Below are 15,709 nucleotides of genomic sequence, written 5' to 3' on the forward strand. Positions count from 1 at the left end.
GACTGACAGCCAAATGCCGCCCCACGGTAGGGCGGATTCGCCGACAGGTAATCCGCCATTGAAGAGCCCTCCTTATGCAAGTTGGCGGTTTGCTGACGCGAAACCGCCCTACGATCCTCCTTATGCAAGCCGGGTAGGTCGGGCAACCGCTTCACCGTTGCCCGACATTTGGGCGGCGGAAAGGCCGTTCGCTGATCCGTAACCGTGACCGTGACCTCATACCATCACATCGAAAGTGTCGGGCACAAAAAGCGTGCCCAACCTACACGACTGACAGCCAAATGCCGCCCCACGGTAGGGCGGATTCGCCGACAGGCAATCCGCCATTGAAGAGCCCTCCTTATGCAAGTTGGCGGTTTGCTGACGCGAAACCGCCCTACGGTCCTACGGTCCTCCTTATGCAAGCCGGGTAGGTCGGGCAACCGCTTCACCGTTGCCCGACATTTGGGCGGCGGAAAGACCGTTCGCTGATCCGTAACCGTGACCTCATACCGTCACATCGAAAGTGTCGGGCACAAAAAGCGTGCCCGACCTACACGGCTGACAGCCAAGTGCCGCCCCGGCGGTAGGGTGGATTCGCCGACAGGCAATCCGCCATTGAAGAGCCCTCCTTATGCAAGTTGGCGGTTTGCTGACGCGAAACCGCCCTACGGTCCTCCTTATGCAAGCCGGGTAGGTCGGGCAACAGCTTCACCGTTGCCCGACATTTGGGCGGCGGAAAGGCCATTCGCTGATCCGTAACCGTGACCTCATACCGTCACATCGAAAGTGTCGGGCACAAAAAGCGTGCCCGACCTACACGACTGCCGAGCGGCTGGAAGACGTATGGAGTGGGCCATTCCCCGCTGACAATCAAATGCCGCCCCCGCGGTAGGGCGGATGCCGTCAGGCGATCCGCCACTGAGCGGCCATCCTCCTCCGGCGGAACCGCTATCGCGTTCCGCTACGGTCCTAAGTCTGGTAGTCTGGTAGGTCGGGCAACAGCTTCACCGTTGCCCGACATTTGGGTGGCGGAAAGGCCATTCGCCGATCCGTAACCGTGACCTCATACCGTCACATCGAAAGCGTCGGGCACAAAAAGCGTGCCCGACCTACACGGCTACACGACTGACGCGAAACCGCCCTACGGTCCTACGGTCCTACGCGGGTTACTGCTGTACGATGATATTGTCCTGCAATTGCGTCAATGCGGCAGAGGCGTCGGTAAAACTCACGTTTTGCAAGACGGCGACCGTCTGGAACGAGGCTCCTCCCGTAGTAGCGCCGTTGGTATCCACTTGCACAGCCGTATTTCCGCTGCCGTCATTGGCGAATTGCAGAAATCCTTGCGACACGGCCTCATTCACGGTACCGCTAAATCCGGTAAGCAAATCCGAGATATCCAACTTATCCCCGCCGCTTGCCGGCGCAGCGACGTTAAAGTCCGTGATTCGGTCGAAGCTTCCACCGCTCAGGTCTCCATTTTGATATTTGAATGTGTCGCTGCCGTCGCCGCCGGTCAGTGTATCGTTACCGGCACCACCGATGAGGGTGTCGTTGCCTGCACCACCGATGAGGATGTCGTTGCCCGCGCCACCGATCAGCACGTCGTGACCGGCACCGCCGTCGAGTGTATCGTTGCCCGCCTTGCCCACCAGCACGTCGTCGCCCGCCGTACCGACCAGCGAGTCGTTGCCATCCGTGCCGAGCACTAGGCCATCCGCGCCGTTCGTCGCCACGTAAGAACCTGTGGCGAGCTTGATGACGAGGTCGGCGGTGCTGCTGTCGCCATCGGGTTGCGCGATGGTGTAGCTGAAGGTATCGGTCTTGCCGAGATCCCCGTTATCCAGACCTGCCCGTGGCGTGTAGGTGTAGCTGCCGTCGGCCTTGACGGTGAGCGTGCCGTAGTCACCCGCGATGGAGAGGTTGCCGCTGCCGTCGAACGTGTCGTCAGTGCCGACGCCGAAGCCGATGCCGACCACCTTCGCGCCTTCCGAGCCTTTGCTATCGGCGATGCCTTCCGTCACATGGCTCAGGTCGGTGATGACGTTGCCGGCCAGCCCGGCCACCTGGATGGAGGTGGTCGCATCCGTGGTATGGTTGAGCTTGATGTTGTCCAGATACAACCGCGAGTCGCTGCTGCCGCCGCCGTCGTTGACGCTGAAGTACACGCGGTATTGACCTGAGTCAAGAGGTCCTGTCGTCACCGAAGCCGCCGTGGTATTGTTAGTGTTAGGCAAGGTTCCGGAATATCCGGCGCCGCTCACCGCCGCCCAGGTCGAACCGTTGAACTTGTAGAGCTGCCAATTGACCGTGTCGTTGTTATTGGTGTTACCGCGCTGGTAATCGAAACTCAGCGTGGTTGTACCCGTTGCGCCGACGACAAACTCCGGAGTCAGCATCTGGGCCGCACCGTTGCTGTCGTCGTTGTTGTCTTCAAGCAGCAAGCGGCCGGAAGACCCCGACACCGAAGCGTCCAGAGTGCTTTCGCTGAGCGAGCTGACAATCCACTTGTCGGTACTGTTGGCAATTTGGCCCAGCACGTTGGTGTTGCCGTCTACTACGGTCATCTCGTCACCGGACGGCGTGCCGTTGTCGGTGGTGTCGAATATCCAGCCGTTGTAGGTGGGGCCACTGCTGGCGGGATTCGCCACGGTCGAGAAATCGGCCAACGTCGTGGTGGTTGGGGTACCGGGCACGGTAACCTCGGTCAACACCGCCTGGTTGTAGTTGTCGTAGGCCGTGACCTCGCTGCGGTCGAGCGTAGTGAGGGTCAGCGTGTTGTTGGTCGTCGAGCCGTCCGCATCCTTCGCAACGTAGCTGATCACGGCGCTTACGTCGTCCTTCACGTCTTCAAGGCTGGTGAAGCTGTAGCTGCCGTCCCTGTTGATGGTGGCCGTGCCGGCGGTCGTATTGAAGGTAGCCGAAGTGGTCGAATCGGAGAAGGTAACCGTCGTGCCGCCGTAAGCAACCGACACGAGCGAACCGCCCGTGACCCAGCCGTCCGCGCCCGGCGCGTCGTTGCCCAGCACGTTGCCGCCGGCGGAAACCGGCACGTAGATGCCGTCGATCGCGCCGGCAAGATCTGTGGGCAGGATGCCGGGGTAGATTTCGTCCGCGCCGCCCGGCGTGTAGGCGACGGACTGCAAGTCCGCGTTGGAGGCCGAACCGCTGCCGCCTTGGCTGCCGCCTCGGTTGACGGTATTGCCCGTCGTGTCGATGCCGATGGCAATGGACTTGACGAAGTGGCTATTGACGTAGTTTTCCCACGTCGTCTTGTCGGTGCCGGTCAACGTATGACCGCTCGTGGGCGTGCCGTCCGAGAAGAAGTAGGCGACGGAGCTTGCGGCGGACGCACCGCTGAACGTTGTGCTCCACTCCATCTCCGCTTTGCTGATGGCCTCCTTGTAGTAGGTGCCGGCATCACTCGAAATGGTGGGTTCGCCGCGTCCATTGAGATAGTTATTCACCTCCGTGGAACTGTGGAACACGGTGGTCGCGGCGGTCGCGTTGACGCTGAAGGTCACGACCTGAACATTGATCGCCACGCCCGTCGCTTCATACTTTTGCAGCAAGGCCAGGACGCCAGCTTTCAACGCTTCCCAGCCGCCGGTTTGAGTGCCGCCCGGGCTGGTATCCGCCATGCTGTAGGAGTGGTCGAGAATCAGCAGAATGTTGACGTCGCCCGCCGTGGTACCGCCTTCCATCAGTGCCAGCGAATCGGCTTGCGACTTGGGGGCGTCGTCGGCGATGTGGATGGTGAGCGTCGCTTGGTCGCTTCCGTTATCGGCGTCGGTGACGGTGAGGCCGAATTCATCCGTGTCGTTGTCGTTGTGGGTCGTGGCCCCGGTGAGCTCATACTGATACGTCACCTTGCCCGTGTTGGGATCGTAGCTGATGATGGTCAGCTTGCCGTGGTCGCCGGTAATCGGGGCAATCGACGTGGTGCCGACGTTGTTCAACTGGCCGATGGTGACAGTCGTGCCTTTGATCGTGATGCTGGTGATGTTGTTGTCCGAATCCGTAATCGTGAAGGTGCCGCTGGTGAATATGGCGAAACCCGGAGCGGAACCGGTATTCAGACCGGACTCGGACACGAGGTCCGGCTGCGCGTCGACATGGATCGTCGGCGGCACCGCGGTGTTAAGCACCGTGATGGTCTGGGTGTCGCTGGCTTTGTCGCCGTCGCCATCGGTTGCCTCGATGCTGAAGCTCACCGACGTATCGGCCGTCACCGAACCGGCGGTGAAATGCCATTGCAAGTCGGCATCGACCGTCAATGTGCCAACCGTCAGGCCGTCGTCCGCGCCGAAGGTCACCGTGTTGGCGGAAGAACCCAACGACAGCGTCTTGGTCACCTGGTCGACCGTCACAGCCACACTGGTCACACCGTCCGCCCCGGCAGACAGCGTCCAGGTACCGTCGATCGACTGCGACTCGTTAACGGCGTTTGGCGTGTCGACGATATTCAGGCTTGGGCCGTCGTCCTGGAATTGAATGCCATTGCCGATATTTACACTCGAACTCGCTGTATCGGCATCGCCATCGGTATACGTCACCTGCATCTTCACCGCGTCCGCGGCCAGCGATATCGGGTTGTCGTACTTTTCTGCGGAAGTGCTGCCACCCGTACCGTTGTCCAGCGACAAATATTGCGCGATAAATACCTTGCCTGTTGTCTGATCGGTCGCCAAGGCAAACGCCACCGTACCCGAGACATTGGCCGTGTCACCGCCCAGCGTTGGCGATGCTTCCGTTCCAACCCGACCCAGAATCAGACCGGCATTCGCCCCCGTTCCGTTGTACAGAAAAATGTCATGCCCATCCGTCGTACGAACGCCGGAGAAAGTTCCATCCGTTACCTGCAGCGCATAGTTCACACCGCCACCCGCGGCCGCACCATCCGCGCCGAAGCTGCCGTTCGCCAATGCCACGAGCGAACCCGTGCTCGCCGCATAGCCCACAGCCATGTCCGGATCATTACCCGTTGAAGGAACATGGGCAAACAAATCAGCCACCGTAGTTGTGCCGTAGGCAGTTGCCGTGCCTAACACGTCATTCGCCGCGTTCGGATCGGCAGCCGCCTGCACGCCAGGCGTCTCATCGATCGCTACACTGCCCTGTAGCGTCAATGTTGGTGCCACCGGGCCGTCGTCCGCGAAGCGGATGTTGCCGCCCAGGTCCACGGTTTCGCTGTCCGTGGCGCTGTCGCCATCGCCGTCGGTGATGGTCGCCGTCGCCGTCAGCGTGACCAGGCCGTTCGCCAGCACTTCGTACTGGCCATCGTAGGGGCCAGCCGTCGTGCCGGGCGCATCATGGTCGAGTTCCTGATACTGCGTCAGGGTCACTACGCCCGTACCGCTCACGGAAAGTGAGAACACCACGTTCGCCGCATTGGCCGTGGCCGGCTCGGTGCCCGTCGCACCCACAATGGTGCCGTCCGCCAGTTGCCATAGATTGATCGCCGCTCCGTTGCTGGTCATCCCCGAGGCCGAGCCTTCTGTGAAGCCTGCCGCAAAAGCCTAGCGTGTAGCTCAATGCCGGTGCCGTGCCTGCGCCGTCCGCACCATAGTTCGAGCTGGCAATGCTGAACACGCCGCCGAAGTTGGCCGTGCTGCTCGCGGTGTCAAAGTTGGCGCCGAGGGTATCTGCGTCTTGCGTCGTCAGCACTACACCCGATTCATTCGCTGCTGCCACGTCGATCGCCGGGCCGTCGTCCGCGAAGCGGATGTTGCCGCCCAGGTCCACGGTTTCGCTGTCCGTGGCGCTGTCGCCATCGCCGTCGGTGATGGTCGCCGTCGCCGTCAGCGTGACCAGGCCGTTCGCCAGCACTTCGTACTGGCCATCGTAGGGGCCAGCCGTCGCGCCGGGCGCATCATGGTCGAGTTCCTGATACTGCGTCAGGGTCACTACGCCCGTACCGCTCACGGAAAGTGAGAACACCACGTTCGCCGCATTGGCCGTGGCCGGCTCGGTGCCCGTCGCACCCACAATGGTGCCGTCCGCCAGTTGCCATAGATTGATCGCCGCTCCGTTGCTGGTCATCCCCGAGGCCGAGCCTTCTGTGAAGCCTGCCGCAAAGCCTAGCGTGTAGCTCAATGCCGGTGCCGTGCCTGCGCCGTCCGCACCATAGTTCGAGCTGGCAATGCTGAACACGCCGCCGAAGTTGGCCGTGCTGCTCGCGGTGTCAAAGTTGGCGCCGAGGGTATCTGCGTCTTGCGTCGTCAGCACTACACCCGATTCATTCGCTGCTGCCACGTCGATCGCCGGGCCGTCGTCCGCGAAGCGGATGTTGCCGCCCAGGTCCACGGTTTCGCTGTCCGTGGCGCTGTCGCCATCGCCGTCGGTGATGGTCGCCGTCGCCGTCAGCGTGACCAGGCCGTTCGCCAGCACTTCGTACTGGCCATCGTAGGGGCCAGCCGTCGTGCCGGGCGCATCATGGTCGAGTTCCTGATACTGCGTCAGGGTCACTACGCCCGTACCGCTCACGGAAAGTGAGAACACCACGTTCGCCGCATTGGCCGTGGCCGGCTCGGTGCCCGTCGCACCCACAATGGTGCCGTCCGCCAGGTTCCCATAGATTGATCGCCGGCTCCGTTGCTGGTCATCCCCGAGGGCCGAGCCTTCTGTGAAGCCTGCCGCAAAACCTAGCGTGTAGCTCAATGCCGGTGCCGTGCCTGCGCCGTCCGCACCATAGTTCGAGCTGGCAATGCTGAACACGCCGCCGAAGGCGGCCGTGCTGCTCGCGGTGTCAAAGTTGGCGCCGAGGGTATCTGCGTCTTGCGTCGTCAGCACTACACCCGATTCATTCGCTGCTGCCACGTCGATCGCCGGGCCGTCGTCCGCGAAGCGGATGTTGCCGCCCAGGTCCACGGTTTCGCTGTCCGTGGCGCTGTCGCCATCGCCGTCGGTGATGGTCGCCGTCGCCGTCAGCGTGACCAGGCCGTTCGCCAGCACTTCGTACTGGCCATCGTAGGGGCCAGCCGTCGTGCCGGGCGCATCATGGTCGAGTTCCTGATACTGCGTCAGGGTCACTACGCCCGTACCGCTCACGGAAAGTGAGAACACCACGTTCGCCGCATTGGCCGTGGCCGGCTCGGTGCCCGTCGCACCCACAATGGTGCCGTCCGCCAGTTGCCATAGATTGATCGCCGCTCCGTTGCTGGTCATCCCCGAGGCCGAGCCTTCTGTGAAGCCTGCCGCAAAGCCTAGCGTGTAGCTCAATGCCGGTGCCGTGCCTGCGCCGTCCGCACCATAGTTCGAGCTGGCAATGCTGAACACGCCGCCGAAGTTGGCCGTGCTGCTCGCGGTGTCAAAGTTGGCGCCGAGGGTATCTGCGTCTTGCGTCGTCAGCACTACACCCGATTCATTCGCTGCTGCCACGTCGATCGCCGGGCCGTCGTCCGCGAAGCGGATGTTGCCGCCCAGGTCCACGGTTTCGCTGTCCGTGGCGCTGTCGCCATCGCCGTCGGTGATGGTCGCCGTCGCCGTCAGCGTGACCAGGCCGTTCGCCAGCACTTCGTACTGGCCATCGTAGGGGCCAGCCGTCGCGCCGGGCGCATCATGGTCGAGTTCCTGATACTGCGTCAGGGTCACTACGCCCGTACCGCTCACGGAAAGTGAGAACACCACGTTCGCCGCATTGGCCGTGGCCGGCTCGGTGCCCGTCGCACCCACAATGGTGCCGTCCGCCAGTTGCCATAGATTGATCGCCGCTCCGTTGCTGGTCATCCCCGAGGCCGAGCCTTCTGTGAAGCCTGCCGCAAAACCTAGCGTGTAGCTCAATGCCGGTGCCGTGCCTGCGCCGTCCGCACCATAGTTCGAGCTGGCAATGCTGAACACGCCGCCGAAGTTGGCCGTGCTGCTCGCGGTGTCAAAGTTGGCGCCGAGGGTATCTGCGTCTTGCGTCGTCAGCACTACACCCGATTCATTCGCTGCTGCCACGTCGATCGCCGGCACGTCGTCCACGATATTCACATAAATCTTTCCCTCCGCCGTGTTGCCGTGGGCGTCTTTTACCGTGTAGGTAAAAAATTCCGCATCATGCTGGGTTTGCGGCCCATCATTCGTACCCGTTGCATTCGCGGGAGACGTCAGCGTATAGACATAGCTGCCGTTCGCCTGGAGCTTGATTACGCCATAAGTCCCTGTCAGCGTCGTGCTGCCGTCTCCCGCCGCCACTGCTCCGTTCAGCGCGTAACTTATCGAAGTACTAGCCGATCCGTTGAGCTGGCCAGAACCGGTCTCGTTAGGGCTGGACGGCAAGCTACCCGTAAAAGTACTGCTTGCTAAGTCCTGACCATCCTGTACGGTGTCCAGCGCATTTTCGTAAACCGTGATATCTCGGTCATCCGGCGCTGTCACCCCGGCGTCGGAGATATGAATAGTCAATGTCGTGGTCGAACGATCGCCGTCACCATCCTGGATGGTGTAAACGAAGGTGTCCGTCGCGCCCTGGGTTATCTGGTTCGGCGCCGCTTGATAGATGAAGTTGCCGTCCGCACCCAGCGTCAGCGTGCCATACTGGCCGGTGATCGTGGAACCCACGCCGGTGGTTACCTCGGACGAGGTATTTCCCCCCGCCGCGCGCACGCCCACGACGCCGCCTGCCGCCTCCTTACCATCGGCACCGAACACGTCATCCGTACCTTCGGTCAGCACGTTACCGTTGATCGTGCTGCCTTCCACTACAGTAAACTCATCCGCGACGGCATGCGGCACGTCGTCGATGATGTCGATAGTGAGCGTGTTGGTCGCTGTGTTGCCGTTGGCGTCCGTCACCTGATAGGTGAAAGTGTCGCGGTTGTTCTCGATGTTGGGGCCGTCGTTCGCATCCGGCGTGGTATCGTACCGCTGCGTCAACGTGTAGCTGTAACTGCCGCTCGCATTCAGCGTCAGTGAGCCATAGGTGCCCGTTCCCGAACCTATCAGCGTAAAACTGTAGCCCGCCGCGCCACCGCTAACATTGCCCGTCAGCGTACCCGCCGCCGTTTCGGCCGAGCTGTTGGGATCGCTGCCCGAAGGAAGCGCCGCTTCGTTTACGGTAATGTCTTTATTGCTCGCCGTCAGGCCGCTGTCGGTCAGGGTAATGGTCAGCGTCGTGGTCGAGCGGTCGCCATCGCTATCCTGAATCGTATATACGAAGACATCGTTCGCCCCTGCCGGCGGGACCTCATTCGGGTTACCATCATAGGTATAGCCGCCGTTCGCATTCAGGGTGAGGGTGCCGTACTGGCCGGTGATCGTGGAACCCACGCCGGTGGTTACTTCGGACGTGGTATTTCCCCCCGCCGCACGCACGCCTACGACACCGCCGGCCGCTGCCGGGCCGTCGGCGCCGAATACGTCGTCCACACCGTCCGTCAGTACGTTGCCGCTAACCACGCCGCCTTCCATAACGGCGTTCGTGTCGGGGTTTGCCGCCGGCACGTCATCGATGATGTTGACCGCCAGGGTGGCCTGGGTGCTGTCGCCGTCCAGGTCGGTCAGAACCACGTCGAGGTTTTCGAACAGGCTGTTCGTGCCTTGGACGGCCGCATGGGTTTCGTTGTCGGTCAGGGTGTAGGTGTAGCTGACCGTGCCGGTGTTGCTGTCGTAGCCGGTAATTGTAAGGGTATTGCCCAGGCCAGTGGTGAAGCTGCCGGGCGTGAACGCGCCGTTGTTGATGACGGGGTGGCCGTCGATCGTCAGGTTGCCTACGCCGTCCGGGGCGCTGATCGTGAAGTTGCCGGGCTGGGTCAGCGCGGCGGCGTTGGGGTCGGAGCCGTCAGCCAGGTGGCTTTCGTTGACGGCCACGTCGCCGCCTTCGGCGGCCGGGGTCAGGTTGCCGATCGTCGGCAGGGTGTTGCCGATGGTAATCGTCAGGGTCGCGGTGGCGCTGTCGCCGTCGCCGTCGGTCAGGGTGTAGGTGAAGACATCGCTGACGTTGCCCGGCGTGCCTTCGTTACGGGTGTAGCTGTAGTCGCCGTTCTGGTGCAGGGTCAAGACGCCGTATTGGCCGGCGACCTGGAAGTTGCCGCTGCCGTCCGCGCTGCCGTCACTGTTCGCCGGGACGTTGTTGCTGGCTACCGCCGTGACGGCGGCGCCGTCCGCGCCTCGGGTATCGGCGCCGCCGTCGCCTTCGGCGTCGGTGATCACGTTGCCGGTGGCCGGCCCCACGCCGGAGGCGATGCTGTCCACGTCGTTTACGGCGACGGGCACGTCGTCGACGATGTTGACCGCCAGGGTGCTCTGGGTGCTGTCGCCGTCCAGGTCGGTCAGGACCACGTCGAGGTTTTCGAACAGGCTGTTCGTGCCCTGCCCGGCCGCATGGGTTTCGTTGTCGGTCAGGGTGTAGGTGTAGCTGATTTCGCCGGTCGCCGGGTTGTAGCCGGTAACGGCCAGGGTATTGCCCAATCCGGTAGTGAAGCTGTCGGGCGTGAACACGCCGTTGCTGATGACGGCGTGGCCGTCGATCGTCAGGTTGCCTACACCGTCCGGGGCGCTGATCGTGAAGCTGCCGGGCTGGGTCAGCGCGGCGGCGTTGGGGTTGGAGCCGTCGGCCAGGTGGCTTTCGTTGACGGTGACGTCGCCGCCTTCGGCGGCCGGGGTCAGGTTGCCGATCGTCGGCAGGGTGTTGCCACTCGTAATCGTCAGGGTCGCAGTGGCGCTGTCGCCATCGCCATCGGTCAGGGTGTAGGTGAAGACATCGCTGACGTTGCCCGGCATGCCTTCGTACCGAATATAGCTATAGGCGCCGTCCGGATGGATGGTCAGGTCACCGTATTGGCCGGCAATGGTCACGCCGGCGGCGCTTACTTCCGTTAGTGCCGCCCCGCCTGGATTATTGCTGACGATCGCCGTCACGGCGGCGCCGTCCGCACCAAGGGTATCGGCGCCGCCGTCGCCTTCGGCGTCGGTGATCACGTTGCCGGTGGCCGGCCCCACGCCGGAGGCGATGCTGTCCACGTCGTCCACGGCAACGGGCACGTCGTCGAGGATGTTCACCGCCAGGGTGGCCTGGGTGCTGTCGCCGTCCAGGTCGGTCAAGACCACGTCGAGGTTTTCGAACAGGCTGTTGGTGCCTTGGACGGGGTCATGGGTTTCGTTGTCGGTCAGGGTGTAGGTGTAGCTGACCGTGCCGGTGTTGCTGTCGTAGCCGGTAATTGTAAGGGTATTGCCCAGGCCAGTGGTGAAGCTGCCGGCCGTGAACGCGCCGTTGCTGATGATGGCGTGGCCGTCGATCGTCAGGTTGCCTACGCCGTCCGGGGCGCTGATCGTGAAGCTGCCGGGCTGGGTCAGCGCGGCGGCGTTGGGGTTGGAGCCGTCGGCCAGGTGGCTTTCGTTGACGGTGACATCGCCGCCTTCGGCGGCCGGGGTCAGGTTGCCGATCGTCGGCAAGGTGTTGCCGATGGTAATCGTCAGGGTCGCGGTGGCGCTGTCGCCGTCGCCGTCGGTCAGGGTGTAGGTGAAGACATCGCTGACGTTGCCCGGCGTGCCTTCGTTACGGGTGTAGCTGTAGTCGCCGCTCTGGTGCAGGGTCAAGACGCCGTATTGGCCGGCGACCTGGAAGTTGCCGCTGCCGTCCGCGCTGCCGTCGCTGTTCGCCGGGATGTTGTTGCTGGCTACCGCCGTTACGGCGGCGCCGTCCGCGCCTCGGGTATCGGCGCCGCCGTCGCCTTCGGCGTCGGTGATCACGTTGCCGGTGGCCGGCCCCACGCCGGAGGCGATGCTGTCCACGTCGTCCACGGCGACGGGCACGTCGTCGATGATGTTGACCGCCAGGGTGCTCTGGGTGCTGTCGCCGTCCAGGTCGGTCAGGACCACGTCGAGGTTTTCGAACAGGCTGTTCGTGCCCTGCCCGGCCGCATGGGTTTCGTTGTCGGTCAGGGTGTAGGTGTAGCTGACCGTGCCGGTGTTGCTGTCGTAACCGGTAATTGTAAGGGTATTGCCCAAGCCGGTGGTGAAGCTGGTGGCCGCGAATACGCCGTCGGTGATGACGGGGTGGCCGTCGATCGTTAGGTTGCCTACGCCGTCCGGGGCGCTGATCGTGAAGTTGCCGGGCTGGGTCAGCGCGGCGGCGTTCGGGCTGGAGCCGTCGGCCAGGTGGCTTTCGTTGACGGCCACATCGCCGCCTTCGGCGGCCGGAGTCAGGTTGGTGATTGCGACCCCATTGTTGATATTTTCGATGTTCAGCGTCAGGACCGCGGTGTCGCTGTCGCCGTCGGCATCGGTCAAGGTGTACGGGAACGTTTCCACTGCGGTACCGCCGCCGCCCAGGGCGAGGAAAGCTTCGCCGTTGGGGTCCAGCGTGTAGGTGTAGCTGCCGTCGGCGGCCAGTTCCAGGGTGCCGTAGAGGCCGGTCAGGGTCGCCGGGGTGATCGGGTTGGCCGTTACGTCGGCGCCGAGCACGTCATTGGTGAAGACGTTGCCGGTCAGCGTGATCTGGTTTTCGCTGGCGGCCTGGGCGTTGGTGTCGTCGATCGCGTCGGGGACGTCGTTGACGATATGAATGTTCAACGTCGAATTCGCGCTGTCGCCGTCCACGTCGGTCACCGCGACCGCCAGGGTTTCGATGAAGTCGCCGCTCTGGCCGCCGTTGTCCGCCGGGTTGTTCAGGGTGTAGCTGTAGTCGACGGTGCCGCCGAACGCGGTGCCGGTGTAGCCGGTCAGGGTCAAGGTGCCTTGCGGGGTGGTGACGGTGACCGGGGCGGCGCCGAGGTTCAGAAGCTGCGCCACGCTCAGTTCGGTGCCGTGGACAGTCACTGTTTGCAGCCCGTCCGGCGCATCGAGCGTGAAGCTGCCGGTCTGGGTCAGGCTGGCGGCATCAGGCGCGGTGCCGTCCGGCAGGTGACTTTCCAGCACGGTCTCATCGCCGGCGGTATTGCCGATGCCGGTGATCGTGACACTGTCGTCGATATTTTCGATGTTCAGCGTCAGAACCGCGGTGTCGCTGTCGCCGTCGGCATCGGTCAAGGTGTACGGGAAGGTTTCCGTCGCGGTACCGCCGCCGCCCAAGGCGAGGAACGCCGCGCCGTTGGGGTCCAGCGTGTAGGTATAGCTGCCGTCGGCGGCCAGTTCCAGGGTGCCGTAGAGGCCGGTCAGGGTCGCCGGGGTGATCGGGTTGGCCGTTACGTCGGCGCCAAGCACGTCGTTGGTGAAGACGTTGCCGGTCAACGTGACCTGGTTTTCATTGGCGGCTTCGGCGTTGGTGTCGTCGATCGCGTCGGGGACGTCGTTGACGATATGAATGTTCAACGTCGAATTCGCGCTGTCGCCATCCACGTCGGTCACCGCGACCGCCAGCGTGTCGATGAAGTCGCCGCTCTGGCCGCTGTTGTCCACCGTGGTGTTCAGGGTGTAGCTGTAGTCGACGGTGCCGCCGAACGCGGTGCCGGTGTAGCCGGTCAGGGTCAAGGTGCCTTGCGGGGTGGTGACGGTGACCGGGGCGGCGCCGAGGTTCAGAAGCTGCGCCACGCTCAGTTCGGTGCCGTGGACGGTCACTGTCTGCAGCCCGTCCGGCGCATCGAGCGTGAAGCTGCCGGTCTGGGTCAGGCTGGCGGCATCGGGCGCGGTGCCGTCCGGCAGGTGGCTTTCCAGCACGGTCTCATCGCCGGCGGTATTGCCGATGCCGGTGATCGTGACGTTGTCGTCGATATTTTCGATGTTCAGCGTGAGGATTGCGGTGTCGCTGTCGCCGTCGGCATCGGTCAAGGTGTACGGGAACGTTTCCACTGCGGTACCGCCGCCGCCCAGGGCGAGGAAAGCTTCGCCGTTGGGGTTCAGCGTGTAGGTGTAGCTGCCGTCGGCGGCCAGTTCCAGGGTGCCGTAGAGGCCGGTCAGGGTCGCCGGGGTGATCGGGTTGGCCGTTACGTCGGCGCCGAGCACGTCGTTGGTGAAGACGTTGCCGGTCAGCGTGACCTGGTTTTCGCTGGCGGCCTGGGCGTTGGTGTCGTCGATCGCGTCGGGGACGTCATCGATAATTTCGATATTGATCGACGAGTTCGCGGTACTGCCGTCGTTATCGGTCACGGTTACCGCGACTGTCTCGATGAAGCGGTCATTGTCGGCGCCCGCTTGGCTGTCGTTATCGACCGCCGCGTCCAGCGTGTAGCGGTAACTGACGGTGCCGCCTGTCGCGCCGCCCGCGAAGCCGGCCAAGGTCAATGCGCCGTACGGGGTATCAATGGTTACCGGATTGTTCGCCAGATCCTGTAGTTGGGCGAAGGTGAGGGTCGCGCCGCCTATGGTTACCGTGGCAATGCCGTCCAACGCCACCACTTCGAAGCTGCCGGCCTGCGTCACTCCCTCCGTATTCGGGCTGCTGCCCGCCGGCAGGCCGCTTTCGAGGATGCTGTGATCGCCTGTAGTAACGCCGATACCGTTTATTATTACCGGATTATTCACTCCCTCCGTCAGCGTCGGATTGAGTATCAGGTTTTCCTGGATCTGCGAAAATGAAAAACTAATTCCATTCGTGTCGAAACCGCTGTTCGGTTGGGATACGGGATTCTGATAGTCGACAACGTATACGGTACCATGACCTTCATTGCCGCCCGACGCGGTGCCGCCGCCCGCATCGGCACCGCCGGCGGCGGCCGCTTGCAGAGACTTGGTCGGATCGAAGTTTTCATCGAACAGCGCCTGCTGGATGGCGGCCACTTCGTCTTGCGCGCCTGCCGCGGTTTGCCCGGCAGCCTGCGTGACCGGGTTCTCAGACGACAGCATATCTTCGTTCAGGGAAACTTGCTGATTGCGGCCCAGATCCATGGTCGTGCCGTCATTGAATTCGATCACGACATTGCCGTTGTCCGCGGTCACGATGACTTCGTCCGGAAGTACTCTGTCCCCCGTGTAAAGCACACGCTCGGTACCGTCGGCCGAAACCGCCTTTACCATACCTGTCACAAATTTAACGATGCCGAACTTTGCCATTTTTAGTGCCCTCCACTTGGGGATTTTATCGCTCTATAATCCGCGCGCTATCGAGTTAGCGCATGAGGTAATTGTTCCACAAACCCTGCAAGTTGAATATTGTACTTTGGTACTAAATGACAATGATTTCTTCGAAGGAAATGTCGGGCACAAAAAACGCGTGCCCGACCTACACGACTACCCGCGATTGTCACGGCATGTAGGAGCGGCTTTTCTCGTTCCCACGCTCCCGCGTGGGAATGCATACGTGCTCACCAACGCCGAGTCACCGGCAACAACCCCGCCTGTCCCGCATAATCCCGAGCGCTCGAATACCGCCAATGCTCCGCCTGCTCTACATACCCCCTTTTCACCGGATTCAGATGTATATATTCAATTTTTTGCCGCATCATCTCTTCGCTTTGAATCCATTCCGGATGAACGCCTTCCTGCCAAAACTGATACGCACGATCACTTTTATGCGCTTTTTTATAAAAAGCCAATTGATCAAGGATCGTATTTATCCGATTGGCTTCCAGAAGCCGAATCAATTCTCGAGCTGTATAGGATTTTAAACGATAAATGTCCCTATCCAATTGTTGGCTTTGTGCAATCAGATGAAGGTGATTTTCAAGAATCACATAGGCATGGATCGTTAACCCCTCATTGACTAAAAAACGCAGTGATTCAAATAAGATCTCAACCGTAGCGGGCCGGGTAAATACCGGAATCCAATGCAGAACGGTCAGCGTCATAAAATGGGGTTGATCGGGGTGGATGAATCGATAACGGCTTCTGCCCATCTATTTGACTCCGTATGCGTTCCCACGCGGGAGCG

Annotated in this window: 2 protein-coding genes and 1 pseudogene; all 3 read right to left on the reverse strand. The window is 62.2% G+C overall.

From position 1 onward, the window contains the following. Positions 1 to 1,148: 1,148 nt before the first annotated feature. The 3 genes and pseudogenes from METAL_RS21745 to METAL_RS18550 all read right to left on the reverse strand — a co-directional run bounded on the left by METAL_RS21745 (position 1,149) and on the right by METAL_RS18550 (position 15,674). Entirely contained in the window at positions 1,149 to 5,462 is a 4,314-nt protein-coding gene (locus METAL_RS21745; RefSeq protein WP_040578389.1) for a beta strand repeat-containing protein, read from the reverse strand. Positions 5,463 to 5,745: 283 nt separating this feature from the next. After that, positions 5,746 to 14,892 (reverse strand): annotated as a pseudogene (locus tag METAL_RS20155) (retention module-containing protein); the annotation flags it as partial. A 251-nt stretch (positions 14,893 to 15,143) separates the two neighbouring features. After that, positions 15,144 to 15,674: an REP-associated tyrosine transposase gene (locus tag METAL_RS18550; protein ID WP_005374833.1), complete on the reverse strand. Its 531-nt coding sequence runs from the start codon at positions 15,672 to 15,674 to the stop codon at positions 15,144 to 15,146. Between the last annotated feature and the right edge of the window lie 35 nt (positions 15,675 to 15,709).

Origin of the sequence: Methylomicrobium album BG8, from assembly GCF_000214275.2 — a bacterium.
Classification (GTDB): Bacteria; Pseudomonadota; Gammaproteobacteria; order Methylococcales; family Methylomonadaceae; genus Methylomicrobium; species Methylomicrobium agile.